Source organism: Enterococcus sp. AZ103 (genome assembly GCF_051714685.1).
Taxonomy (GTDB): Bacteria; Bacillota; Bacilli; order Lactobacillales; family Enterococcaceae; genus Enterococcus_A; species Enterococcus_A alishanensis.
Genome location: NZ_JBIOSI010000001.1, coordinates 2147949 through 2173046 on the forward strand (window position 1 = coordinate 2147949; position 25098 = coordinate 2173046).

General features: G+C 34.8%; 20 protein-coding genes. 17 read left to right on the forward strand and 3 right to left on the reverse strand.

What is annotated here, in order from left to right:
• The first annotated feature begins 2 nt into the window (after positions 1-2).
• A complete protein-coding gene (gene pheT / locus ID741_RS10820) occupies positions 3-2423 on the forward strand; it encodes a phenylalanine--tRNA ligase subunit beta (RefSeq protein ID WP_438719978.1) in 2421 nt (806 codons plus the stop codon).
• Positions 2424-2456: 33 nt separating this feature from the next.
• On the opposite strand, the gene ID741_RS10825 is transcribed toward pheT, so the two are convergent.
• The gene (locus ID741_RS10825) at positions 2457-3434 is read right to left on the reverse strand and encodes a polyprenyl synthetase family protein (protein ID WP_218325184.1); all 978 of its coding nucleotides are present in this window, start codon (positions 3432-3434) and stop codon (positions 2457-2459) included.
• Positions 3435-3648: 214 nt separating this feature from the next.
• Between ID741_RS10825 and ID741_RS10830 the strand changes: the two genes are divergently transcribed.
• From ID741_RS10830 to hemH, 3 genes are all read left to right on the forward strand, one after another.
• The gene (locus tag ID741_RS10830) at positions 3649-4548 is read left to right on the forward strand and encodes a prenyltransferase (protein WP_218325185.1); all 900 of its coding nucleotides are present in this window, start codon (positions 3649-3651) and stop codon (positions 4546-4548) included.
• Positions 4549-4568: 20 nt separating this feature from the next.
• A complete protein-coding gene (locus tag ID741_RS10835) occupies positions 4569-5774 on the forward strand; it encodes an NAD(P)/FAD-dependent oxidoreductase (RefSeq protein WP_438719979.1) in 1206 nt (401 codons plus the stop codon).
• A 96-nt stretch (positions 5775-5870) separates the two neighbouring features.
• Positions 5871-6815, forward strand: coding sequence for a ferrochelatase (gene hemH, locus ID741_RS10840; RefSeq protein ID WP_438719980.1), 945 nt, complete (start codon positions 5871-5873; stop codon positions 6813-6815).
• A 36-nt stretch (positions 6816-6851) separates the two neighbouring features.
• On the opposite strand, the gene trpS is transcribed toward hemH, so the two are convergent.
• Positions 6852-7862: a tryptophan--tRNA ligase gene (trpS, locus tag ID741_RS10845; protein ID WP_218325188.1), complete on the reverse strand. Its 1011-nt coding sequence runs from the start codon at positions 7860-7862 to the stop codon at positions 6852-6854.
• A 261-nt stretch (positions 7863-8123) separates the two neighbouring features.
• Here trpS and ID741_RS10850 point away from each other — a divergent pair, with 261 nt between their 5' ends.
• The 8 genes from ID741_RS10850 to cbpB all read left to right on the forward strand — a co-directional run bounded on the left by ID741_RS10850 (position 8124) and on the right by cbpB (position 14392).
• Positions 8124-8861: an amino acid ABC transporter ATP-binding protein gene (locus ID741_RS10850; RefSeq protein WP_218325189.1), complete on the forward strand. Its 738-nt coding sequence runs from the start codon at positions 8124-8126 to the stop codon at positions 8859-8861.
• A 14-nt stretch (positions 8862-8875) separates the two neighbouring features.
• Positions 8876-9715, forward strand: a complete 840-nt coding sequence (locus tag ID741_RS10855; protein ID WP_218325190.1) for a transporter substrate-binding domain-containing protein — start codon at positions 8876-8878, stop codon at positions 9713-9715.
• The gene (locus ID741_RS10860) at positions 9708-10352 is read left to right on the forward strand and encodes an amino acid ABC transporter permease (protein ID WP_218325191.1); all 645 of its coding nucleotides are present in this window, start codon (positions 9708-9710) and stop codon (positions 10350-10352) included. The genes ID741_RS10855 and ID741_RS10860 overlap by 8 nt, the downstream gene beginning before the upstream one ends.
• A gap of 18 nt (positions 10353-10370) precedes the next feature.
• Complete coding sequence (locus ID741_RS10865; RefSeq protein WP_218325192.1) at positions 10371-11027, forward strand: amino acid ABC transporter permease; 657 nt, start codon at positions 10371-10373, stop codon at positions 11025-11027.
• A 110-nt stretch (positions 11028-11137) separates the two neighbouring features.
• Complete coding sequence (racE, locus tag ID741_RS10870; RefSeq protein ID WP_438719981.1) at positions 11138-11947, forward strand: glutamate racemase; 810 nt, start codon at positions 11138-11140, stop codon at positions 11945-11947.
• A gap of 15 nt (positions 11948-11962) precedes the next feature.
• Positions 11963-13303 carry a ribonuclease PH gene (gene rph / locus ID741_RS10875; RefSeq protein WP_438719982.1) on the forward strand — a complete coding sequence of 447 codons (1341 nt, stop codon included), beginning with the start codon at positions 11963-11965 and terminating at the stop codon, positions 13301-13303.
• Positions 13300-13812, forward strand: a complete 513-nt coding sequence (locus ID741_RS10880; protein WP_218325195.1) for a metallophosphoesterase — start codon at positions 13300-13302, stop codon at positions 13810-13812. The genes rph and ID741_RS10880 overlap by 4 nt, the downstream gene beginning before the upstream one ends.
• Before the next feature lie 88 nt (positions 13813-13900).
• On the forward strand, positions 13901-14392 hold the full coding sequence (cbpB, locus tag ID741_RS10885; protein WP_218325196.1) for a cyclic-di-AMP-binding protein CbpB: 492 nt from the start codon (positions 13901-13903) through the stop codon (positions 14390-14392).
• Positions 14393-14437: 45 nt separating this feature from the next.
• Here the strand turns inward: cbpB and ID741_RS10890 are convergent, their stop codons facing one another.
• Positions 14438-16462, reverse strand: a complete 2025-nt coding sequence (locus ID741_RS10890) for a urocanate hydratase (RefSeq protein WP_438719983.1) — start codon at positions 16460-16462, stop codon at positions 14438-14440.
• A gap of 211 nt (positions 16463-16673) precedes the next feature.
• Between ID741_RS10890 and hutI the strand changes: the two genes are divergently transcribed.
• From hutI to ID741_RS10915, 5 genes are all read left to right on the forward strand, one after another.
• Positions 16674-17942 (forward strand): imidazolonepropionase, encoded by a 1269-nt coding sequence (gene hutI, locus ID741_RS10895; protein WP_438719984.1) that lies wholly within the window; start codon positions 16674-16676, stop codon positions 17940-17942.
• A gap of 163 nt (positions 17943-18105) precedes the next feature.
• A complete protein-coding gene (locus ID741_RS10900; protein WP_438719985.1) occupies positions 18106-21150 on the forward strand; it encodes an AAA family ATPase in 3045 nt (1014 codons plus the stop codon).
• A 719-nt stretch (positions 21151-21869) separates the two neighbouring features.
• Positions 21870-22769 (forward strand): glutamate formimidoyltransferase, encoded by a 900-nt coding sequence (gene ftcD / locus ID741_RS10905; protein ID WP_218325200.1) that lies wholly within the window; start codon positions 21870-21872, stop codon positions 22767-22769.
• Positions 22770-22779: 10 nt separating this feature from the next.
• Entirely contained in the window at positions 22780-23406 is a 627-nt protein-coding gene (locus tag ID741_RS10910; protein WP_218325201.1) for a cyclodeaminase/cyclohydrolase family protein, read from the forward strand.
• Between the two features lie 15 nt (positions 23407-23421).
• Positions 23422-25098 carry a formate--tetrahydrofolate ligase gene (locus ID741_RS10915; protein ID WP_438719986.1) on the forward strand — a complete coding sequence of 559 codons (1677 nt, stop codon included), beginning with the start codon at positions 23422-23424 and terminating at the stop codon, positions 25096-25098.

Sequence of the window (25098 nt, forward strand, 5' to 3'; positions counted from 1 at the left end):
TAATGTTAGTTTCTTATAAATGGTTAAATGAATACGTAAATATTAAAGATATTAACCCAAAAGATTTAGCTGATCACTTGTCTTTAACGGGAATTGAAGTAGAGGGATTACATCAACCTGAAACTGGTTTGAAAAAAATTGTGGTAGGGGATGTTAAAGAATGTATTCCTCATCCTGATTCTGATCACTTATCGATTTGCCAAGTGGATATTGGTGAAGCAGAATTGTCTCAAATTGTCTGCGGTGCACCGAATATTAAAGCCGGAGTCAAAGTGATTGTTGCTTTACCAGGTTCAAGAATTACTGGCAATGTTAAAATTAAAAAAGGTAAAATGCGTGGTCAAGTTTCAAATGGGATGATTTGTTCTTTACAAGAAGTTGGTTACAGCGAATCAGTAATTCCTAAAGAATTTGCTGACGGGATTTATTTTTTACCTGCTGAAGCAGTTGTTGGCGAACCAGTTTTTCCTTATTTAGAAATGGATGACACAATTATTGATCTTTCCATCACACCAAATCGGGCAGATGCCTTAAGTATTCGTGGTGTTGCTCATGAAGTTGCAGCAATTTACAACAAAAAAGCTGTTTTTCCAGAGGTAAAATTAATTGAAGGCGAACAAGCAACCAGTGAAAAAATTAAAGTAACGGTGACTGATCAAGCAGATGCACCTCATTATGAAATTCGTGTAATCGAAAATGTAAAAATTGGCCCAAGTCCACAATGGTTGCAAAACCGTTTAATGAACGAAGGTATTCGTCCGATTTCAAATGTGGTAGATATTACCAACTATATTTTACTATTATTTGGTCAACCTTTACATGCATTTGATTATGATAAATTAGGCAGTCAAGAAATTTTGGTGCGCCGAGCAGAGCAAGATGAGCTGTTAACAACTTTAGATGGTGTGGAAAGAAAACTTTCACCAAATAATATTGTCATTACTAATGGACAACAACCTGTAGCATTAGCTGGTGTGATGGGAGGATTAGATTCTGAAATCACTAATACAACAACGACAGTAGCTTTAGAATCCGCGATGTTTGATAGCACTTCAATTCGCCGGACCTCACAAACATATAATTTACGCAGTGAATCTTCAATGCGTTTTGAAAAAGGGATCAATCAAGCAGAAATTTCTTTAGCAGGCGAAGTCGCTGCTCAAATGATGGTAGATTTGGCTGGCGGAACTATTTTAAAAGGTTCTGTTAAAGGCAGTCAGGTACATCCTGAAAATATTGAAGTGACAACAACTTTGAAACATATTAATCAATTTTTAGGGACAGAATTAACACAAGCTCAAGTCAATCAAGTTTTCACTGCGTTAGATTTTTCTTATGAAGAATTAGGTGAAACAATTGCTGTGAGTGTGCCTCCACGCCGTTGGGATATTAAAATTGAAGCGGATTTAATGGAAGAAGTTGCTCGTATTTACGGTTACAATAATATTCCGTCAACATTACCTAGTGGTCAGACAGTAGCTGGCTTTTTAACTCATGAACAAAAGTTGACTAGAAAAGTTCGTGGTATTTTAGAAGGTAGTGGCTTATCAGAAGCGATTAGTTATGCTTTAACGACTGCTGAAAAAGCACAACAATTTATGCTCAGAAAGAGTAAAGTGACTGAATTAGCATTTCCAATGAGTGAAGAACGGTCTACTTTACGGATGAATTTAATTAGTGGATTATTGGAAGATTTAGCTTACAATACTGCTCGAAAAAGTAAAGATCTGGCTTTTTATGAATTTGGACGGGTCTTTTATCAAGACAATGACCCCAAAAAAGATTTACCAAAAGAAGAAAAGCATCTAGCCTTTGCTATTACAGGTGATAAAATAGAAAAATCTTGGCAAGAAACAGCAGAAACAGTTGATTTTTATCAAATCAAAGGATTATTAGAAAATCTAGTAAAAGCATTAAACTTAAAAAATCGCATTAGCTATCAAGCAACCAGTGATTTAAAAGAAATGCATCCTGGTCAAACTGCATTGATTTATTTAGATGATCAAAAAATTGGTTTGATTGGTCAAGTTCATCCTAGTTTAGCTAAAGCCCATGATTTAAAAGCAACTTTTGTGATGGAACTGAATTTTGAAGCTTTAGTTGAGGTAGAAAAACCAGCTCTAGTTTATCAGACTGTTTCAAAATATCCTGCAGTAAGCCGTGACATTGCTATGCTAGTGGATGAAACTGTTTCAAATGGAGACATTGTTGCTGCTATTCGAGAATCTGCTAATCGTTTCTTGACGGATATTAAAATATTTGATGTTTATCAAGGAGAAAATATTGAGGCAGGTAAAAAATCGGTGGCCTACAGTTTAACTTATGTAAATGCTGAAGCAACGCTGACAGATGAAGAAATTAATAGTTTTATGGTGAGAATTGAAAAAACGTTAACAGATAAATTTGCGGTAGTCATTCGCTAAATAAAAAAACGTTGTCTTAGCAGACAACGTTTTTTAATAAGCACGATGCAATAAATCAACAGTAATACTTTTCAAAGTTTCTTTGGAAGCCGATTCTGGCAGTAAATCAATTTCTCGAATAGCTTTTTCAGTTAACTTTTCGGCAAAAATCAAGGCATCTTCTAAGCCACCAGTTTCAGCGACTAACTCAGCTAATTCAGTTCGTTCTTTAATAGATAGATTTTCAGGATGGATTAAATAAGGATTTATTTTTTCCGGTGAATTATTTTTGGCTGCTAACAAAGGGTAGGTATAAATCCCTTGAACAACATCAGTCAAAATTGGTTTTTCATCACTTCCTAAATCCAATGAAAAGTTTAAAATATCATCATAGACTTGGAAGGCTAAGCCAATCGCTTTGCCAATTCTTTTAGCTCGTGCTTGAGTGACAAGATCAGCACCACCAAAATAAGTACCTTCCCAACAGCTTAAACTGATGAGTTCGGCAGTTTTTCCATTGATGCTTTTTAAATACTGCCAAATACTTTGATCTTTTTGATAAGTTAATGACATTTGATGGAGTTCACCCTGTAAAATTTTTTTCATTGATTTGGCATTTTTCATTAGAAATGGGGTGCCTGTCATTGTTTCCGCCAATAGTTCAAAGTAAATTGTATAGATAAAATCTCCCGTGTAAACTGCGATATCTTTGCCAAATTGTGATTGGATCGTTGGCAGCGCACGACGAGTAGGAGAATCATCAATGATATCATCGTGAACTAAAGTAGCTGAGTGTAATAACTCTAACGAAGCAGCAATTTTTACGAATTTTTCATCAGAAACTTCTCCATGAGCAATTTCTGCAAATAAAAAGAAGAGCGCTGGTCGAATTAATTTTCCGCCTTTTGTACTAAAAGCTTGAATAGCACCTTCTATTTCTTTATTTTGAATTACTAATCTTTCAGCCATTAAATCTTGAACTAAGGTAAGTTTTTGCTGGAGATTAGGATAATCTTTCCAATAATCTAACATGTTTACTCCTTTTTCTTTTAGACTCGTTTTTCATTTTAGCTTATCTCAAAGAGAAAAACTACTAGAACCATCTGGATTAGATTAAGTTTTAATTGAAATATGGTAAGTTTTCAGAAAATATTAACTTTTGACCAGCTTTTTGGAGCATAGTTTTTGAAGAAATTGACAAAAACAGGCATAATGTAGAAGAAAGTTTGATAGGAAGAAGGAAGAAATGAGTTTAGCCGTTTTTTTGGAATTAGTCGAAATTAAAGCAAAAACAGCAAGTGTAATGCCTTTTTTTATTGGGATTTGTTTTAGCTGGTATAATTATCGATCACTTCATTTAGGTTTGGTACTTTTATTTTTTATTTCGATGTTTGTTTTTAACATGGCCGTTGACATCTTAGACAACTATAATGATTATCATCACGCCAGTGAAATTCATGACTATCGAGAGAAGACAAATATCATTGGTCGAGAAAAATTAAATGTGCGTCTGGTATTTTGGATGATGATTGCAATGATTATATTTTCTGCGTTATTAGGAATAGTGATTGCAATGATTGTTGGCTGGCCCTTTTTATTAATGGGTGTCTTTTGTTATTTTGTTGGTGTTTTTTATTCCTCAGGTCCACGACCTTTATCAAGCTTGCCACTCGGTGAGTTTTTTTCTGGGTTTACTATGGGCTTTATGATTAGTTTGCTTTGTGTTTATTTAAACACATATCAAATATTCCAATGGAATATTGTGACATTGGCGAGTATTTTTCTGATTTCTCTACCGAATACGTTGTGGATTGCAAATCTAATGTTAGCCAATAATATTTGTGATTTGGAAGAGGATGAAAATAATAATCGTTTTACACTCGTTCATTATTTAGGAAAACCAAGGGCAATTCAACTTTTTACTTGGATGAATGTGATTGCTTTCTTAAGTATCGTTTTAGCAGTCGTTTTTCAAATTGCACCATGGACATTTTTGCTAACTTTTTTAATTTTGCCATTTGTGTATAAACAGGTCGCATTATTTCGGAAAAAACAAATTAAAACAGAAACCTTTATTTGTGCCATTCGCATCCTAGCAGTTGGTGCTTTGGCTCAGGTTGTAACTTTCGCAATTATTTTTATTTAATCTTATAGGAGGTCTTTAAATTGAAAGAAATCGTTATTTTAGGAGCAGGATACGCTGGCTTAAGCGCACTGCATGTATTACAAAAATCTTCAGCAGATATTCATATTACTTTGGTGGATCGCAATGACTACCACTATGAATCAACCGCTTTGCACGAGGTAGCTGCAGGGACACAATCAGGAGAAAAAATTAGTTATCCAATCATGGATGTGGTGAACCCTAAAAAAACAACTTTCCTTCAAAAGACAGTCGAAAAAATCAATGCTGATGAACAATCCGTTTTGTTAACAGATGGTCAAAGCTTGAATTATGATTATCTGATTGTCGGTTTAGGTTTTCAATCTGAAACATTTGGTATTCCTGGTGCGGATGTGAATGCATTAGAAATGGTGGATGTAAAAACAGCTGCTAAAGTTTATGAACATATTGAAGCACAATTAAAAGAATATAAAACAAGTAAAGATGAAGCAAATTTACGCATTGTTGTTTGTGGCGCCGGTTTTACTGGAATTGAATTAGTTGGTTCACTAGTTGAAAATACGAAACATTTCGCTGAGATTGCTGGTGTTAAACCAGAACAAATCGAAATTTATAATGTTGAAGCAGCTGATAAAATTTTACCAATGTTTAGTGACAAATTAGGTCAATATGCAATTAACCATTTTAAAAAATGGGGCGTAAAACTAATGACCGGTAAAATGATTAAAGAAGTAAGACCAAATGAAGTCGTCTATCAAAATGGTAAAGATGGTGATTTAGAATCTCTTCATGCCAAAACAATCATTTGGACAACAGGTGTAAGTGGTAATAAAATTGTCGGAGAATCTGGTTTTGAAGAACGACGTGGACGAGTTATGGTAAAACCAAACTTAACCGATCCAACCTATGACAACGTCTATATTCTTGGAGATGTAGCGGCTGTAATGGATCCAGCTAGTAATCGTCCATATCCAACAACAGCGCAAATCGCTTTGAAGATGGGGCATTATGCCGGAAAAGACATATTAAATCAAATGAGCGGAAAAGCAAGCACGCCATTTTCATTTAAATCATTGGGTTCAGTTGCATCAATCGGCAATACCCATGCTCTTGGTTTAGTTGGTAAAGCTGAAATGACGGCTTACCCAGCATCAGTTATGAAAAAAGTAATTGCCGATCGTTCACTATTAAAAACAGGTGGTTTGAAAGAAGTTTTTGCTAAAGGTCGTTTTGATTTCTATCATTAAAATAAATTTGAAAGCTATTGCCTGTTTAGGCAATAGTTTTTTTGTAGATAAAATTATGGTATCATGGAATATATTTATTTTTAAAAGGAGTTTAATGTGAAAAAAGGGATATTATTGGTGAATTTGGGAACGCCACAAGCACCAACAGCAGAAGCGGTAGGTCGCTATTTAAAACAATTTTTAAGTGATCGACGAGTTATTTCACTGCCACGTGCTGTTTGGTTACCAATTTTACATGGAATTATTTTAAAAACAAGGCCCAAAAAATCAGCAAAACTTTATCAAAGCATATGGACTGATGAAGGCTCACCACTATTTTTTTATACGAAAAAGCAGACACAGCTTTTACAAGAGCTAGTTCCTGATCAGCAAGTTCATTTTGCAATGACTTATGGCGAACCGAAAATAGCAAGAGTTTTAGATGAAATGCTAGCCAAAGGAGTCACTGACTTAACTGTTTTACCTTTGTATCCACAATATTCAAATACAACTGTTGCACCAATTTATGATCAAATCAACCGCTATTTCAAAGATCAGGGTAAACAACCCAATTTACGAGCAATCGCCCATTTTTATGACAATCAAGATTATTTGAATTTATTAGCTGAAAACATAAAAAAGCAATGGGAAAAAAATGATTACGACATGATTCTATTTTCTTACCATGGCATACCAGTTTCTGAAATAAAAAAGGGTGATCCCTACGAGAAACAATGCCAAGAGACTACCCGTTTACTTTTGAAATGTCTGGGAGAGCTGCCATATGCCCATACTTATCAATCTAAATTCGGTCCAGGTGAATGGTTAAGACCGGCTACTAGTGAAACGTTAAATGCTTTACCGAGTCAGAAAGTCAAAAAGATCCTTGTAGTTACACCAGGATTTGTATCCGATTGTTTAGAGACATTAGAAGAAATTGAAGTTGAGAATCGGGGATATTTTATGGAGGCTGGTGGAGAAATATTTGATTATCTTCATCCTTTTAATGAGGATGCTGCTTTTACTAAAGTCTTGCAAAAAGTTGCCTGTGAGGCTAATTAAAAAAACTGTTTCTGCTTAGCAGAAACAGTTTTTTGCTTAACTGAAATAAGCAATTCCCATTGCTTTTTTGACTTCCAATAAAGTATTGGCAGCAACTTTTTGGGCTTCTTGACTGCCTTTTTGTAGAATGTTCATCACTTCAGCAGGATCTTTGGCAAATTCTTCACGACGCGTGCGAATTGGTCCTAATTCTGCTTCTAAAACCTCGATCAAGTAACGTTTGATTTTCACATCGCCAAGACCACCACGACGGTAATGTTCTTTTAATTCTTCGATTTTTTCTTTATCTGTTCCAAAAACATCTAAATAAGTGAAAACCATGTTGCCTTCTACTTGGCCAGGGTCTTCAACATGAATATGGTTAGGGTCAGTATACATACTCATTACTTTTTTTGCGACTGTTTCAGCAGAGTCGGCTAAATAAATGCCATTACCTAAACTTTTACTCATTTTTCCATTGCCATCAATTCCTGGTAAACGTCCCATATTTTTAGCAGGAAAGACACCTTTTGGTTCAACTAAAACTTCACTGTAAGTATGATTAAAGCTGTGAACAATTTCTTGTGTTTGTTCTAGCATTGGTTTTTGATCTTCACCAACGGGCACCAAATTGGCTTTAAAAGCAGTAATATCAGAAGCTTGAGAAATCGGATAAACAAAGAATCCAGTTGGAATACTTTCACCAAATTTCTTTTGTTCAATTTCTGCTTTAACCGTTGGATTTCTGCGTAAACGTCCAACACTCACCAAATTCATGTAGTACATCGTCAATTCTGCCAATTCAGGAATTTGTGACTGGATCAAAAATGTAATTTTTTCAGGATCTAATCCAATGGCTAAGTAATCTAACGCAACTTGTAAGATATTTGAAGAAACTTTTTCAGGGTTTTTCGCATTGTCAGTCAAAGCTTGCATGTCTGCAACCATGATATACAATTTATTATTTGGATCATCTTGCATCATTAAACGATTCTTCAAAGAACCTACATAATGTCCTAAATGTAATTGTCCAGTTGGTCGATCACCAGTTAAAATAATATTTTTCATTTAATCACCTTTCTAATTTGAGCTATCTATCAAATAGTAACCTTTTTTAGTTGATTAGACAACTTTTATTCAACAATTCAAGTTTGATAAAACCATCATCCATGTAATTAAATCTAACATGGAAATAGTAGAAGTTTGACGGAATATTGAAAAATTTTGGATTTATTTCTTTACAAACTAAAATTTTGTGGAATATAATGAGAACTAGCCTATTTTAAATTAGAGAAAATTAATATAAAAGAGATTGGGAGTTGTGATGACATGTCAATGGTGGAATTTAAGCATGTAGATAAATATTTTGGGAAATTTCATGCCCTGAAAGATATCAACTTAACTTTTGAAAAAGGAGAAGTGGTGGTTGTAATCGGTCCTTCTGGTTCAGGTAAAAGTACGATGCTACGCTGTATCAATGCATTGGAAAGAATTTCTTCTGGTGAATTATTTATTGAAGACAGAGATTTATACAGTAAGGAAGTCAAATTAAAAGATATCCGGACAAAAGTAGGAATGGTTTTTCAACATTTTAACTTATATCCTAACAAAACAGCGTTGGAGAATATTACTTTGGCGCCAATTAAAGTCCTAAAGCAATCAAAAGAAGAAGCGACTAAAGCAGCCGAAAAAATGCTGGATCGCGTAGATATGTTAGATAAAAAGGATTCTTATCCATCAATGTTATCTGGTGGACAGCAACAACGGGTAGCAATTGCACGCGGTTTAGCGATGAACCCAGATCTACTTTTATTTGATGAACCAACTTCAGCACTGGATCCAGAAATGATTGGCGATGTGTTGAATGTTATGAAAAAAATCGCTCGTGATGGCATGTCTATGATTGTGGTAACTCATGAGATGGGCTTTGCCAAAGAAGTAGCCGATCGGATTGTTTTTATGGCAGATGGAGAAGTTTTAGAAGATACCAAAGATGTGGAAGGTTTCTTTGAAATGCCAAAAGATGAACGAGCACAACAATTTGTTAGAAAAGTAATCAATCATTAAGAGGAGGGTGACTTATGTCAAAATTTAAGAAATTTGCCTCTTTGATTGCTATTGGATTAGCGGTTGTTTTATTCTTATCCGGTTGTCGTGGACAAAGTGTTGCCGATGAAAACATCGCCACTCGGATTGATGAAACGCCAACAATTAATTGGGGCGTCAAATATGATACACGTTTGTTTGGGTTAATGAATATTAAAGACCGGACCGTTCAAGGATTTGATATCGATATTGCAAAACAAATTACTAAGGAAATTTTAGGTGATGAAGGTAAGGCTGAATTCGTCGAAGTGACTTCTAAAACTCGGATTCCTTTATTAAAAAATGGGAACATTGATGCAATCATTGCGACGATGACCATTTCTAAAGAAAGATTGGAACAAGTTAACTTTTCTGATATTTATTTCTCAGCTGGTCAATCATTATTAGTTGAAAAAGGAAGTCATATCACGGGAGTCGACAGTTTAACAGCAGATGATACTGTGTTAGTGGTAAAAGGCTCAACTTCAGCAGTAAATATTCGCGAAGCCGCACCAGAAGCAAATATTATTGAGTTAGAAAACTATTCAGAAGCTTTTACTGCTTTACAAGCTGGACAAGGTCAAGCAATGAGTACTGATAATGCAATTTTGTTAGGAATGGCTTCAGAAAATGATAAGTATGAATTAGTCGGTGGAACTTTTACCAATGAACCTTATGGTATTGCCATTAATAAAGGTCAAGATGATTTCTTAAATGAAGTCAACAAAGCATTAGAAACCATGCATGATAATGGCACCTACGACAAAATTTATGACAAATGGTTCCCTAATGATTCAGATGGGAAAGCAGCAAAGGGGGCAAAATTTAATGCTTGATTTATTTAATACTTATTCAGCTGATTTTGTCAGTGGTTTTAAATATACGATCATTGCAAGTGTTGTTGCTTTGATTTTTAGTCTGGTAATTGGTACGTTGATGGCTATTTTTCAATTATCCGGAAATAAGATTGTTAGTTCACTAGCTAAAGCTTATGTTGCTTTCTTTCGGAATATTCCATTGCTAATCATCGTGATGTTTTTCTATACAGTGGCGCCGCTTTATTTCTTTCCCTTTGATGGTTTGCAATCTGGAACAATCGGTTTAACAATTTATACTTCAGCTTTTATTGCTGAAACTGTTCGTTCTGGGATTCAAACAGTTCCTTATGGACAAACAGAAGCTGGTCTATCTTCTGGTTTTTCTTATTGGGAATCAATGCGCTATATTGTTTTACCTCAAGCCTTTAAAATTGTTGTACCACCGTTAGGAAATCAATTTATCAATTTGATTAAAAATTCATCAATTTTAGCAATGGTAGCCGGTTTAGATTTGATGTACCAAGGAGACTTAATTGCCTCAACGACTTTTAATACATTTGGTACGTATATTATTGTTGGTTGTTTTTATTTAGTTCTAACTTTGCCATTGTCTTATTTGATGAATTACTTAGACAAGCATTGGGCCAACGTCTAGAAAAGGAGGAATTGATGAATGAATTTTAGTGGAGCTTTTTCATGGATTAATATCCGATTCCTGCTGGACGGTTTATGGGTAACAGTACAAGTTTCGGTGTTTTCAATTATTTTTAGTATGATTTTAGGTGGTATTTTAGGGACGATTCGTTACAGTGGTATTCCTTATCTTTCAAAGATTGTCGGACTTATCGTAGACATCATTCGTAATTTACCTTTATTATTAATTATTTTCTTTACTTATTTCGCTTTACCGCAAATTGGGATTGCTTTTAATATTTTTTGGGCAGCCGTTGCGGCTCTGACTATTTTTGAATCGGCAATGTTATCAGAAATATTTCGAGCAGGGTTAAACGCTGTACCAGATGGACAAACAGAAGCCGGGATGTCGTCAGGCTTAACTTATTTTCAAACATTAACTATTATAATTTTTCCGCAAGCATTAAAATCAATGTTACCAGCGATTTTAAGTCAATTAATTTCGTTAATTAAAGATACTTCATTGGCTGTCATTATTTCATTACCAGAATTATTGCACAATGCCCGTATTATTTATGGTGAAAATACCAATTATGTGGTGCCAATGTTTCTTGCTATGACGGCTATGTATTTTGTGATTTGCTACTTATTGAGCCTAGCATCTGGTTATTTAGAAAAAAGAAATTACAACTATTAAGTCTATCATTTTTGATAGGCTTTTTTTGTTTTATCGTAGGACTTGAAAAATTCGGTTAAAAAGTGGAAAATAACAATAGTTGAAAATTTTTGAAATTGAGGTTAAATATTTTGTCAAATAAACAGCCAATTGGTTTTATTGATTCGGGTGTCGGCGGATTAACTGTTGTTAAAGAAGCCTTACGTCAATTACCAAATGAAAATATTCTTTATATCGGAGATACTGCACGTTGTCCCTATGGCCCACGGCCAGCAGAGCAAGTCATCGAATTCACTTGGCAAATGACCCGTTTTTTAATTGATCAAGGCATTAAATTATTAGTCATTGCATGCAATACTGCAACAGCAGTCGCTTTAGAAGAAATAAAAGCTCAAGTAGATATTCCAGTAATTGGCGTGATTCAGCCAGGTGCACGAGCAGCCTTAAAAGCAAGTCAAACTGGAAAAGTTGGTGTGATTGGTACTTTAGGTACGGTGAAAAGTATGTCTTATGAAAAAAAATTAAAAGAAAAATCACCAACTGTTTCAGTTACCAGCCTGGCTTGTCCAAAATTTGTACCGATTGTTGAAAGTAATCAATTTTTAAGCCCAGTTGCAAAAAAAGTAGTGGCAGAAACACTTGTGCCGCTTCATAATAAGCATTTAGATACGTTGATTTTAGGGTGTACCCATTATCCATTGCTACGACCAATTATTCAAAATGTGATGGGAAAAAAGGTAACAATGATTGATTCAGGCGCTGAAACTGTCAACGATTTGAGTACGTTACTCGATTATTTTGATTTAAATAACTATGATTTGAACGATAATAAAATTTGTAAGTTTTATACAACAGGATCACCTAAAATGTTTCAAGAGATTGCAGATGAATGGTTGGATATACGTGATTTGATTGTTGAACATATTAGTTTAGATGATTAATGAGGAGGAAAATTAATGCGTCATGATGGTCGAAAGCAAGATCAATTAAGAAATATAAAAATTGAAACCAATGTATTTAAACACCCAGAAGGTTCGGTAGTAATTTCATTTGGTGATACAAAAGTCATTTGTTCGGCAACAGTAGAGGATAGTGTGCCACCTTTTTTAAGAGGGTCAGAGACTGGCTGGGTTACTGCAGAATACAGTATGCTACCACGGGCAACCAATACTAGAAACCGTAGGGAAAGTGCAAAAGGCAAATTGTCTGGTAGAACCATGGAGATTCAACGTTTGATTGGCCGTGCTTTGAGAGCTGTAATAGATTTGGAAAAACTAGGAGAGCGGAGCATTATCATTGACTGTGATGTTATTCAGGCAGATGGTGGGACTAGAACGGCTAGTATTACTGGTGGATTTGTTGCATTAAGATTAGCAATCAATAAATTATTGACTACCGGTGAATTAAAAGAAGACCCTATTATGGAACATTTAGCAGCAATTAGTGTTGGCATTTTACCAGATGGGTCAGTAGTTAGCGATTTAGATTATGTTGAAGATTCTTCCGCAGCAGTTGATATGAATATAGTGATGACTGAAAAAGGTCAATTTGTTGAAATTCAAGGAACCGGCGAAGAAGCAACATTTAATGGTGAAGAATTAAACGCAATGTTATTTCATGGAAAAAATGCGATTGAAGAATTAATTATTTTACAAAAAGAAGCTTTGTACTCTGAGTTTATCCTAAACGAAGACAAAACGATTGTCATTGCAACTGGGAATCCGGGAAAAGTAAAAGAATTTGAAGCTCTATTTGCTAAAGAAGGTTATCAAATAAAAACGTTGAAAGATTATCCAGATTTACCGGATGTCGCAGAAACTGGTCATACTTTTGAAGAAAATGCTCGTTTAAAAGCTGAAACAATCGCTCAAATTTTACAACAACCTGTTTTAGCTGATGATTCTGGTCTAATTGTAGATGCTTTAAATGGTATGCCAGGAGTTTATTCTGCACGTTTTGCGGGAGAAGAAAAGAATGATGCAGCTAACAATGCAAAATTATTACATGAATTAACCGAAATTCCTGATGATCAAAGAACTGCACGCTTTCATTGTACGTTGGTATTTGCTGCACCAAAAAAAGAAAGTTTAGTGGTTTCAGCGGATTGGAAAGGTTTAATCGGTCGCATCCCAAGAGGAGATAACGGGTTTGGGTATGACCCATTGTTTATAGTTCCAGAATTAAACAAGACTGCGGCTGAATTGAGTCAAGAAGAAAAAAATAAATTAAGCCATCGCGCCCAAGCAGTCACAAAGCTTGAAAAAGTCTGGTTGGATTGGTTGGAGGAAAATAAATGAAATATTTAGTAGTTAGTGATAATCACGGTGATCGAGATATTTTAGTTCAATTAGTTGATCGATACAAAGGAAAAGTGGACCACATGTTTCATTGTGGTGATTCAGAGCTTCCTTCAAGTGATGAACTATGGAAAAATTTCACCGTCGTAACTGGAAATTGTGACTTTGACCCTGGTTTTAAAACAGAACAAATTGTAAAAATCGGCTCTGATACGATTTTTATGACTCATGGACATCAATCAAATGTCCGTTTTGGGTTAACGACCTTAGCATTACAAGCAGCTGAAAAACAAGCTGATATTGCTTTGTTTGGACATATTCATCAAGCAGTTGCTGAAATGGATAAAGGGATTCTATTTGTAAATCCTGGTAGTATTTCCCAACCAAGAGGACCGATTCAAATTCCAAGTTATGCGATTATTACAAGTGAATCGACTTATTACGAAGTTGATTATTTTAATCGAGCACACAAGCCAGTAGAGGAATTATCTGTTCATTTGTCCAAATAATTTCTAATTTTTAGTTAATCAAACTTAAAAATTCACTTTTCTTCTAAAAAATTAGGTAAAATAGTGATGTAGAAATGGAGGCAGCCTCATGATTAGTCCTGAAATTGAACAATTAATGATGAACAAAAAGAAAACAATGGTGATTCCGGCTGATAATGTCGCAAATGTCATGAAGGAAAACCCTTTAGAACATGCTCTTCTGGTACTATCACAAGTTGGTTATTCGTCCATTCCAGTCCTAGATAAAGATGATCGTTTTGTTGGTTTATTAACACTGACTGATGTCGTAAGTAAAATGATGGAATTAGATGAAATTGACAGCGATAATTTAAGTCAATTTACAGTAGCTGATGTGATGCAAACAGATATTGGCACGATCACTGAAAAGTCTGATTTGGAAGATATCTTACATCTTTTAGTAGATGCAAATTATTTACCAGTATTAGATGAAAAAGGATTGTTCAAGGGAATTATTACTAGAAGAGAAATTTTAAAAGCCGTGAATCACACGTTCCATGAATTTAACAAAGAAACTAAAATTGAACCTAAAATTTTACTGCAAGTAAGTGCGGATCAATAGAAAAAAGCTTTTTACCATGAAAATTCGGTAAAAAGCTTTTTTATCTTATTTAAAAAGACTAGCCACAGCCCCAGCAATTTTGTTTTCTTCAGGAATATATGGGATTGTAATGTGATCCGTTCCTTGATTATTTTTATTATATTCTATAGAAGTTTCAATAGCATGTTCATTGCGAGCCCAGCTACGCCGAGCTACTCCGCCCATCGTATCCCAAGCGATGGCTGATTTGATGATTTCGTCAACTTCTTCAGAGCCATCTAATACAAGTCCAAAGCCACCATTGATCGATTTTCCGATTCCAACACCACCACCATTATGCAAAGCAACTAATGTCATTCCACGCGCAGCATTTCCAGCATAACATTGCGTGGCCATGTCGGCGCAAACATTACTGCCATCTTTAATATTAGAAGTTTCTCTAAATGGTGAATCTGTACCAGACACATCATGATGATCTCGACCTAACATAACTGGTCCGATTTTTCCTTCTCGTACCATCTCGTTAAATTTCAAGGCAATATTTATACGACCCATGCAATCTTGATATAAAATCCGTGCTTCTGTACCAACAACTAATTGATTTTCTTCAGCATCGCGAATCCAATTATAATTATCTCGATCTTGATAACGCCGATTTGGATCAATCACCTCCATTGCTGCGTGGTCAGTCGCCACTAAATCTTTGTGATCATGGCTTAGACAGACCCAACGGAATGGACCATAACCATAATCAAACAGCATCGGTCCCATGATATCTTCAACATATGAAGGCCAGATAAAACCATCTTTATCATCGATACCATTCTTTGAAATTTCTTTTACACCTGAATCGTAAATGGCTTTCATAAATGAATTCCCATAGTCAAAGAAGTAAGTACCTTTTGCAACTAATGATTTAATGACTTCATAATGACGAGCTAAAGTTTGGTCAACTAATTGATGGAATTTTACTTTGTCTGTTGCCAATAATTCTGTTCTCTCATCAAAGGTAATACCAGCAGGACAATAGCCGCCTTCATAAACATTGTGACAAGAAGTCTGGTCAGATAATAGATCGATATGAATATTATTTTGATCAATATACTCTAACAAATCAACAATATTTCCATGATAGGCAATTGAGGTTCGTTCTTTTTTAGTAATATATTCTTTAGCAATTCGAATAGCCTCTGCTGGTGTTTCAGCAAGATTGCTAATCCATCCTTGATTCAAACGAGTTTCAATTCTAGATTTATCTACTTCAGCGATGATTGCAACAGCGTTGGCAATTTCTCCAGCTTTTCCTTGTGCGCCGCTCATCCCACCAAGTCCAGATGAGATAAATAATTTTCCTCTCAAGTCTCCATCATCAGGAATACCTAATTTTAGACGTCCCGCATTTAATAAAGTATTGAAAGTACCATGAACAATACCTTGCGGTCCGATATACATCCATCCTCCAGCAGTCATTTGCCCATAATTAGTGACACCCATTTCTTCAGCGATTTCCCAATCATCAATATTGTCATATTCGCCAACTAATAAACCATTGGTGATAATAACTCGGGGTGCATCTTTTTTTGATTTAAATAAACCTAATGGATGACCAGATTCTAATACTAAAGTTTGTTCATCTGTCATGACTTCTAAATATTTTTTAATTAAATGGTATTGCATCCAGTTAGAACAAACCTGTCCAGTTTCTCCATAAGTGACTAATTCATAGGGGTAGAGAGCCACATCAAAATCTAGATTATTATCTATCATAACTTGCATCGCTTTAGCAGCGGTACATTTTCCTTTATACTCTTGAATTGGTTTTCCATGAACTCTTTCTTTTGGGTACCAACGATAGCCGTAAATACGACCACGTTTTTTTAATTCTTCTAAAAATTCGGGAATCACTTCATCGTGATATTTAGGATGTAAGTAACGTAGGGCATTTTTTAACGCCAAGGCCGTTTGTTCTTTTGATAAGCGGAAGCCCCGATCAGGAGCTCGGCGAATACCTTCATGAAAGATGGTTTTTTCTGGTAATATATCATCTAGTTTGATGGTCATCGCGGCTTCAATATCTTTATAATCGACCATTTATTTTTCCTCCTTAAGTGTCAAAATGATTGATTTTTAGAAAAACTGTTAATTGATGGCTGTACTTTAAGTATAAAAAAAACAGTCAATAAAGAGTCAATCAAAAAGAAATTTTTAATTTTTGAAATCAAGAGAAGCGCTTACAAAATTTTGACATTAATTTGACTGTGATTGATGATAATGGAAAAGAAAAAAAAGAGGAGAGAAAAATATGCAGGCAGATAAATTATTAGTGAATTTTAGCCAAATATTTTGTCCTAATGACCTGGGGCATCCTTTACGTGGTGCTGAAATGGATGAGGCACAAATAATTGAACACGGTTATATCGCGATTAAAGAAGATAAAATTCTGGAAGTGGCAGCTGGTGAACCTTCTGCTTCATTGATTGGTGAAGCAACTGAAATAGTAGATTATAGTGGAAAATTAGCAACACCTGGTTTAATTGATTGCCATACTCATTTGGTCTATGGTGGTAGTCGAGAAAATGAATTTTCACAAAAATTAAATGGTGTACCATATTTAGATATTTTAGCAGCTGGTGGTGGTATTTTAAGCACGGTGCGCTCCACTAGAAGTGCAACTTTTGAAGAATTGTATCAAAAATCAGAACATCTATTAAATGAGATGATAGTTCATGGAGTAACGACGGTTGAGGCCAAAAGTGGTTATGGCTTAAATTGGGAAACAGAAGAACGTCAATTAAAAGTTGCCCGTCAATTAAATGAAGATCATGATATTGAGCTAGTCTCAACTTTTATGGGCGCTCATGCCATTCCGGAAGAATATAAAGATCGTTCAGATGATTTTATTGAATTGGTAATTGATGAAATGTTGCCAAAAGTTAAAGCTGAAAACTTAGCTGAATTCTGTGATATTTTTTGTGAACGTAATGTTTTTACTGCTGAACAATCCTATCGTTTATTATCAGCAGCTAAAGAACTGGGCTTTAAATTACGGATTCATGCAGATGAAATTGCTTCAATCGGGGGTTCTAAGGTCGCAGCTGACTTGCATGCAGTCAGCGCAGAACATTTAATGGTTATTAAAGATGAAGATATTGATCTTCTCAGCGAGTCAAATGTAATTGGGAACTTGCTACCAGGAACAACCTTTAGTTTAATGGAAGATATTTTTGCCCCTGCTAAAAAAATGATTGAAAAAGGAATGGCAATTACTTTAACGACTGACAGTAATCCTGGAAGCTGTCCGACGGCCAATTTACAGTTTATTATGCAATTGGGCTGTTTCCAAATGAAATTAACGCCGATCCAAGTGTTTAATGCTGTAACCATTAATGCTGCTTATTCAGTAGCTCGCAATGAAAAGGTTGGTAGTTTGGATGTTGGCAAACAGGCGGATATTGCTATTTTTGATGCAGCAAATATTGATTTTCCGATGTATTTTTTTGCAACTAACTTGGTTAGCCAAGTTTATAAAGCGGGCAAATTAGTTGTTAATGAACGTCAAAGGTTAGAATAAAAATTTTATTATAAATAATCTATAGGATTTGGGGAGCAGATACTCTTCAAATCCTTTTTTCTATGATAAAAAATTTTGTTGTTATGATTGTAACTATTAGAGATTATAATTGGCTATTATTTTTTAAATAATTATCGTAAAATGAATGAAAGAAGGTGAATGTATGCGAAAGGTACTACGTTGCCAATTGTTTGGTAACCCTCAAATTTTTTTAGATGATCAACCAGTGTTTTTTGCTTTTTCTAAAATCAATGCGTTAATTTATTACTTGACAGTAAATATTTCGGCCAGTCGAGATGAAATAGCCGGGATGTTGTGGCCTAATAAAACAGAACAAAATGCTCGTAAAAATCTACGCAATACTATTTACCAAGCCAATAAAGAATTAGGAGCAGAGTTCATTGTTTCTCCCAATAAATCAATTTTACAATTAGATGGAGCGTTAGTTGCTCCCAGTGACGCACGTTTGTTCACGGAAGATCCTATCCACTATCTAGATGAATATCGAGATGAATTTCTAAAAGGATTTTTTTTGAAGGATTCTGAAAGTTTTGATCTGTGGGTCATTAAAATGCGCAATTTTTTTGAACAGAAATTTATTCAAAGCTGTTATAAAAAAGTAGCTGAAGATATTGAAAATAATCATTTGGAAGATGTCGAAAAGAATATTCATCGATTGATTGATATTGATGAATATGATGAACGCAACTATCAGATGTTGATGCGTTTTTATCAAAATAGTCATCGTAATGGTAAAGTTATTGAAACCTATTACAGTTTAGCGGGCACACTAAATGAAGAATTAGGTATTCAGCCAAGTGATGAAACACGAAAAATTTACGAAGATACTTTAACAATCGTTAAACGTAACAAAGAACAAAAAGATGCGACCAAGTATCGTTTCTTTGGACGGACTGCTGAACTTGAAGTATTAGAAGCAAACTTGGATTGTTTTGATCGTAACCAACCGTTTCAATCAGTCTTGATCCAAGGAGATGATGGAGTTGGCAAAACCGCTCTTAGTCAGTTAGTTTTGAATAATGCCTCTGAAATATTATTAGTTAAAGCTAGCTGTTTTCAGGCAGAGCAAACTTTTACTTTAAGAATGTGGCGAGAAATAATGACTCAGTTGGAACCAATTGTTTTAACGGAATCAATCATGACAGAAACTTTATGGCGACAAATGTGTCAGCGTTTTTTTCCTAGTTTTTTAGATATTGCCAGCACTCAATTTGAAGAAAAAATAAGAGATACTGATATCAATCATCTCTCGCAATTTTTGCTGACCATAATGGATAAACTAGCTGCCAAGTATCACATAATTGTATATATTGAGAATCTACAGTGGATTGATCAGCCTAGTTTGAAGTTATTGACAAGTCTTTTACTGCATAATCAAAACTGCTTATTTCTAATGACCTTAAGAACTGATCATCATCGTGAAGTGACTGATTTTATTAATGCAGTCAGTCACTACGATAAATTATTACAAATTACTTTAAAGCCTTTTCCAAAAGAAGCGATTAAAGCTTTTGTTGAAAAGCAAATACCGGAACAACAATTTGATTATGAGATTTGTGACAAACTATATGAAGAATCAGAAGGAAATCCAATGTTTTTAATGGAGTATGTCAAACAATTGCGGCAGGGCGGATCGATTAATTACATGACGGCAAAAATTAAAAAGGAATTGGAATTTTCACTTGTTCAGCTATCTTCAATGGAACGATCAGTATTAGAAGTGGTAGCTTATTTCAAAAATCCCCCTTATATAAGCATGATTGCTTTAATTTTAGAGGTTTCAGAACAGGAAATTGCGAAAGCAGTCGCAAATATTAGCGAGCGGAATCTTTTAATTGAGCAGGCAATAAATAGTAAAATTCATGTATTTTTCAAGAAAAAAAAATTAAGAGAACATATTTATTCTTGTCAATCAGCCAGTAAAATCCGGTTAATTCATGAAAAAATTGCCCGTTTGCTAGAAGAACAATATAAAGCATCTAATGACAAAGGACTACTCTCGTTGGTGGCTTATCATTATAAAAATGCTGACCAAGAGTTAAAATCTTTAGATTATGAACTTTCTAATTTAGAACTTTCGTTAAAATTTCAACATGAACTTTTTCCAATTTATAACGAACAAAGTAAAGTGGCTTTAGAATTACATCCGCTGGAATTTCAAAAAGAGTTTGAAAAGTTTGAAGAGATTGGTCACCAGTTAAAATCTAATGAAGAACTTTATGGAGATATGAATGACTATCAACAGCTTTTAATGAAGTATTTATATCTGGAAGGTCGTTATTTAATTAATCGTGGTGATTATCATAGCGGGATTGAAGATATCCAAAGGGTGATTGTTCAAGCGAAGGAATACCACCATGACGATATTTTAGCAAAAGCCTATCGACAAATGATTTATTTTTTTATTCAAACAGACAATGCAATCGAGATGGCTCTTTATATTGATATGGCGATGACCATTGCAATTAAATCTAATGATCATGAGTCAATCGGTATTTTACTTAGATTAAAAGGTTTGTATCATTTAATGATTGGCGAATTATCAGAAGCAGAGCGCTTATGTCAGGAATCGATTACGATTTTTACAATTTCAAATGAAGTTAGAGAAAAATATGCCAGCAACATTGCTGCTTCCTATGATTATTTAGCAGAAATTGAACGGCTTCGAAAAAATTACAATCAAGCTGTTTTTTATATGAAAAAAGCTATAGCTCTATGCGAAGAAACCAGTTTAATAACCAGTCTAGTGATTTTTTATGTAGATATGGGTATTTCGTATTTTGCTGCGGGGAATTACCAACAAGCAAGACATTATCTTCAACGTTCAAATGAAATGTACACCAATATTATTTCACCTTGGAAACGGACACAATTAAGTGTGTATTTAGCTTTAATTGATTTACTGGAAGGAAATTATCAAGCAGTGTATGAGTCCTTACTACGTTTTAGTGAAGTTCAAGGTCAAATGACTAATCCACGTGATTCTGGTATCGTTTATTTTTTTAAGGCAATTGTTAAGCATCTTCTAACTATTAAAGCACTGGATACACCGAAGATAGAAAAACTATTAAATTACAGCTCAAATCATTATTATAAGAAAGCTGTAGAAAACCTTAGTGCTTATCGTGATCAATTTGAATTAAATTATTTGAAGGATACTTTTGAAGAAGTAAAAACAACTGAATAGTTTTATAAAGATCGTCTGAAAAAAATTTAAAGAGATCTCGAAAGTCTAATATTTGAGATTCTTTTTTTTAACGGTCTTTTTTTTCGAGTTTTTTTGTACAGCAAAGATTTCGATTTTAAATGAGAAAAATTTTATTTTTTTATTTTTTTCTCATAAAAGTATCAATAAAACGTCAAAAAATCATTTAAGCAAAAAATCATTTAAATCATTAAAAAGAAATATCGATGACTGTTTTTTACATTTTCAATTTTTACTTTTAAAAAGCAATTAAATGATAAAGCGAACCTCTATAAAATATATACATAATATCCTACTGTTATGAAAAGATACTGATAATTTAACGAATTCTTTGAAGTTAAATTTCAGCTTCTTTTTCGACATTCAGATTAAGAATGTCGAAAAAGTGTCAAATTTTTGTCTATAGAAAAATACGATTAAAAAATTAAAATTATACTTAACAAAAATCTTTAAATAAAATTCTGAGGAAGGGCTTAATCTCAGCATTTATATGAGATTGACCGACCTTTTAAATAATGATAAGGTTGTTCCATGAATGGAAGCGTTAACAACGATTTAATTTGTTTATTGCGCAAAATAAGATTTTTAAGATGTAGAACTGTTAAGAAAAAGCTGTGAACTATTTAGTTTATAAGGGAGTGATGCCCCTTATAAAATCGAAAAATGTTATGCAATTATTAAAAAGAGAGGATGTTTTTAAAATGGCAAAATTAATTGAATGTATTCCTAATTTTAGTGAGGGAAGTGACGAAAAAGTCATTAACGGATTAGTGAAAGTTGCCAAAAGTGTTGGAGGAGTGACCTTGTTAGATTATTCTTCGGATGCTAGTCACAATCGTAGCGTCTTCACTTTAGTCGGGGATGAAGCTGGTATCCAGGAAGTTGCTTTCCAACTTGTAAAATATGCTAGCGAAAATATTGATATGACGAAACAGCATGGAGAACATCCCCGAATGGGTGCGACTGATGTGGTACCTTTTGTACCGATTAAAGATGTAACAACCGAAGAATGTGTGGAAATCTCTAAAAAAGTTGCGAAGCGTATCAATGATGAATTGAACATTCCAATTTTCTTATATGAAGAATCGGCTAGTACACCTGCTCGTAAAAATTTAGCAAAAGTACGTAAAGGTCAGTTTGAAGGGATGCCAGAAAAATTACTAGAGGAAGACTGGGCACCCGATTTTGGAGAAAGAAAAATCCACCCAACGGCTGGTGTAACTGCTGTAGGTGCACGGATGCCGTTGGTTGCTTTTAATGTCAACTTAGATACCGATAATATTGATATTGCGAATAAAATTGCAAAAATTGTCCGTGGATCTGGTGGCGGCTTTAAGTATTGTAAAGGAATCGGCGTAATGCTGGAAGAACGTAATATTGCTCAAGTATCGATGAACATGGTGAATTACGAGGGTACACCTTTATATCGTGCCTTTGAAACGATTCGATTTGAAGCCAAAAGATATGGCGTGAACATTATCGGCAGTGAAGTAATTGGCTTAACACCAGCCAAAGCATTAATTGATTGCGCTGAGTATTATTTGCAAATTGAAGAATTTGATTACAACAAACAAGTTTTAGAAAATCATTTATTAAATTAGGAGGATAACTATGCAACTAATAGATTTGAAAGTTAATGAATTTATGACTGTATTGGGTTCAGATGAACCAGCTCCAGGAGGCGGTTCGGCGTCAGCTTTAGCTGGAGCAATGGGAATCTCCTTGACAAAAATGGTGACTGAATTAACAATCGGCAAAAAGAAATATGCTGAATTTGAAGAAATAGTAAAACAAAGACAGGCTGAAGCTGCTAGACTTCAAGACGCTTTTATAATAGCGATTGATGAAGATACAGAAGCCTTTAATAAAGTATCAGCAGTATTTACAATGCCAAAGGATACCGAAGAAGAGAAGGCAGCTCGTAAAGAAGCGATGCAGAATGCTTTAGAGGGAGCAACCAAAACACCTTTTAAAATGATGGAAATTGCTACAGAGGCTTTGAAAGTTACTGAAGCTTTAATTGGAAAATCAAACACTAATGCTGCTAGTGATCTTGGGGTTGCGGCACTTAATTTAAAATCTGCTTTACAAGGCGCTTGGCTAAATGTCCTAATCAATCTTTCAGGGGTTAAGAACGAAGATTTTGTAAAACATTATCGTAAAAATGGCTTGGAATTATTAACAGAAGGAAGTAAGTTAGCCGATCATATTTACACAGAAATCGAAAAAATTGTGTAAGAAGGGTTGAGTAAAATGACGATTTTATCAGATATCGAAATTGCAAATCAAGTAGAGATGCTACCGATTAAAGAAGTAGCAAATAAATTAGGTATTCCTGAGGACAGTCTTTCATTATATGGAAATTACAAAGCTAAAATAAATGTTAGTAAACTAAATGATTTAGAAGATACCAATAGAGGCAAATTAATTTTAGTTACGGCGATTACGCCAACGCCTGCTGGTGAAGGAAAAACGACAACTTCAGTTGGTTTAGTAGATGCACTTTCAAAAATAGGCAAAAAAGCGGCTATTGCTTTACGAGAACCTTCTTTAGGACCCGTTTTCGGTGTTAAAGGAGGCGCCGCTGGCGGTGGCTATGCCCAGGTTGTCCCAATGGAAGATATCAACTTACATTTTACCGGCGATTTCCATGCGATCGGTGCAGCAAATAATTTGTTAGCTGCCATGTTAGACAATCATATTCATCAAGGAAATGCTTTGAGGATTGATAGTCGTCGAATTACCTGGAAACGTGTGGTGGACATGAACGATCGTCAATTACGACATGTTGTCGATGGTCTGCAGGGACGTGTTAATGGAGTACCAAGAGAAGACGGCTTTGACATCACAGTGGCTTCAGAAATTATGGCAGTTTTATGTTTGGCTAATAATATTACTGATTTGAAAGAAAAACTAAGTCAAATTATTATTGGCTACTCTTTTGAAGGTAAGCCTGTGACTGCCAAAGATTTAAAAGCTGAAGGGGCAATGACCGCTTTATTAAAAGAAGCTATTCAACCAAATATTGTCCAAACTTTAGAGCATTCACCTGCTTTTATTCATGGTGGGCCATTTGCCAATATTGCTCACGGCTGTAATAGTGTTTTAGCAACAAAATTAGCTTTAAAATATGCTGATTACGCAGTTACTGAAGCTGGTTTTGGGGCTGATTTAGGTGCTGAAAAATTTGTTGATATTAAATGTCGTTTAGCTAATTTGAGTCCTGATACGGTAGTTTTGGTAGCGACCATTCGTGCTTTGAAAATGCATGGTGGAATGAAAAAAGCAGATTTAGCGAATGAAAGTGTTGATGCGGTTATTAAAGGATTACCAAATTTAGAAAAACATCTTAGTAATATTCAAGAAGTTTATGGAATGCCCGTTGTTGTTGCTATCAATAAATTTCCAACTGATACTGAAGCAGAATTAGAAGCTGTGAAAAAAGCTTGTCAGCAAAGAAATGTTGATGTCGCTCTTTCAGATGTATGGGCAAATGGTGGTGCAGGCGGTGTTGATCTTGCGAATAAAGTCATTGAATTAACTGAAAGACAAAGTAATTTCAGTTATGTTTATGAAGGAACTGATTCAATTGAAGAAAAATTAACTAAAATTGTTCAAAAAGTTTACGGTGGTAAAGGTGTCGAACTAGCGCCAGTAGCTCGAAAAGAATTAGCAGAATTAGAGAAATTAGGTTTTGGGGAATATCCAATTTGCATGGCTAAGACACAATACTCATTCTCTGATGATGCGACTTTATTAGGTGCACCCACTGACTTTACTGTCAAAATTCGAAACTTGAGAATTTCGGCGGGAGCTGGTTTTATTGTGGCTTTAACTGGGGCTGTTATGACAATGCCAGGATTACCGAAATCACCTGCAGCAGAAAGAATTGATGTTGATAGTGAAGGTAATATCTCTGGGTTATTCTAA

Excerpts from the sequence above, each read along its gene's own strand:
- pheT (WP_438719978.1), top strand. The coding sequence starts at position 3 with ATGTTAGTTTCTTATAAATGGTTAAATGAATACGTAAATATTAAAGAT.
- ID741_RS10825 (WP_218325184.1), bottom strand. The coding sequence starts at position 3,434 with ATGTTAGATTATTGGAAAGATTATCCTAATCTCCAGCAAAAACTTACC.
- ID741_RS10830 (WP_218325185.1), top strand. The coding sequence starts at position 3,649 with ATGAGTTTAGCCGTTTTTTTGGAATTAGTCGAAATTAAAGCAAAAACA.
- trpS (WP_218325188.1), bottom strand. The coding sequence starts at position 7,862 with ATGAAAAATATTATTTTAACTGGTGATCGACCAACTGGACAATTACAT.
- ID741_RS10850 (WP_218325189.1), top strand. The coding sequence starts at position 8,124 with ATGTCAATGGTGGAATTTAAGCATGTAGATAAATATTTTGGGAAATTT.
- ID741_RS10855 (WP_218325190.1), top strand. The coding sequence starts at position 8,876 with ATGTCAAAATTTAAGAAATTTGCCTCTTTGATTGCTATTGGATTAGCG.
- ID741_RS10860 (WP_218325191.1), top strand. The coding sequence starts at position 9,708 with ATGCTTGATTTATTTAATACTTATTCAGCTGATTTTGTCAGTGGTTTT.
- ID741_RS10865 (WP_218325192.1), top strand. The coding sequence starts at position 10,371 with ATGAATTTTAGTGGAGCTTTTTCATGGATTAATATCCGATTCCTGCTG.
- rph (WP_438719982.1), top strand. The coding sequence starts at position 11,963 with ATGCGTCATGATGGTCGAAAGCAAGATCAATTAAGAAATATAAAAATT.
- ID741_RS10880 (WP_218325195.1), top strand. The coding sequence starts at position 13,300 with ATGAAATATTTAGTAGTTAGTGATAATCACGGTGATCGAGATATTTTA.
- cbpB (WP_218325196.1), top strand. The coding sequence starts at position 13,901 with ATGATTAGTCCTGAAATTGAACAATTAATGATGAACAAAAAGAAAACA.
- ID741_RS10890 (WP_438719983.1), bottom strand. The coding sequence starts at position 16,462 with ATGGTCGATTATAAAGATATTGAAGCCGCGATGACCATCAAACTAGAT.
- hutI (WP_438719984.1), top strand. The coding sequence starts at position 16,674 with ATGCAGGCAGATAAATTATTAGTGAATTTTAGCCAAATATTTTGTCCT.
- ID741_RS10900 (WP_438719985.1), top strand. The coding sequence starts at position 18,106 with ATGCGAAAGGTACTACGTTGCCAATTGTTTGGTAACCCTCAAATTTTT.
- ftcD (WP_218325200.1), top strand. The coding sequence starts at position 21,870 with ATGGCAAAATTAATTGAATGTATTCCTAATTTTAGTGAGGGAAGTGAC.
- ID741_RS10910 (WP_218325201.1), top strand. The coding sequence starts at position 22,780 with ATGCAACTAATAGATTTGAAAGTTAATGAATTTATGACTGTATTGGGT.
- ID741_RS10915 (WP_438719986.1), top strand. The coding sequence starts at position 23,422 with ATGACGATTTTATCAGATATCGAAATTGCAAATCAAGTAGAGATGCTA.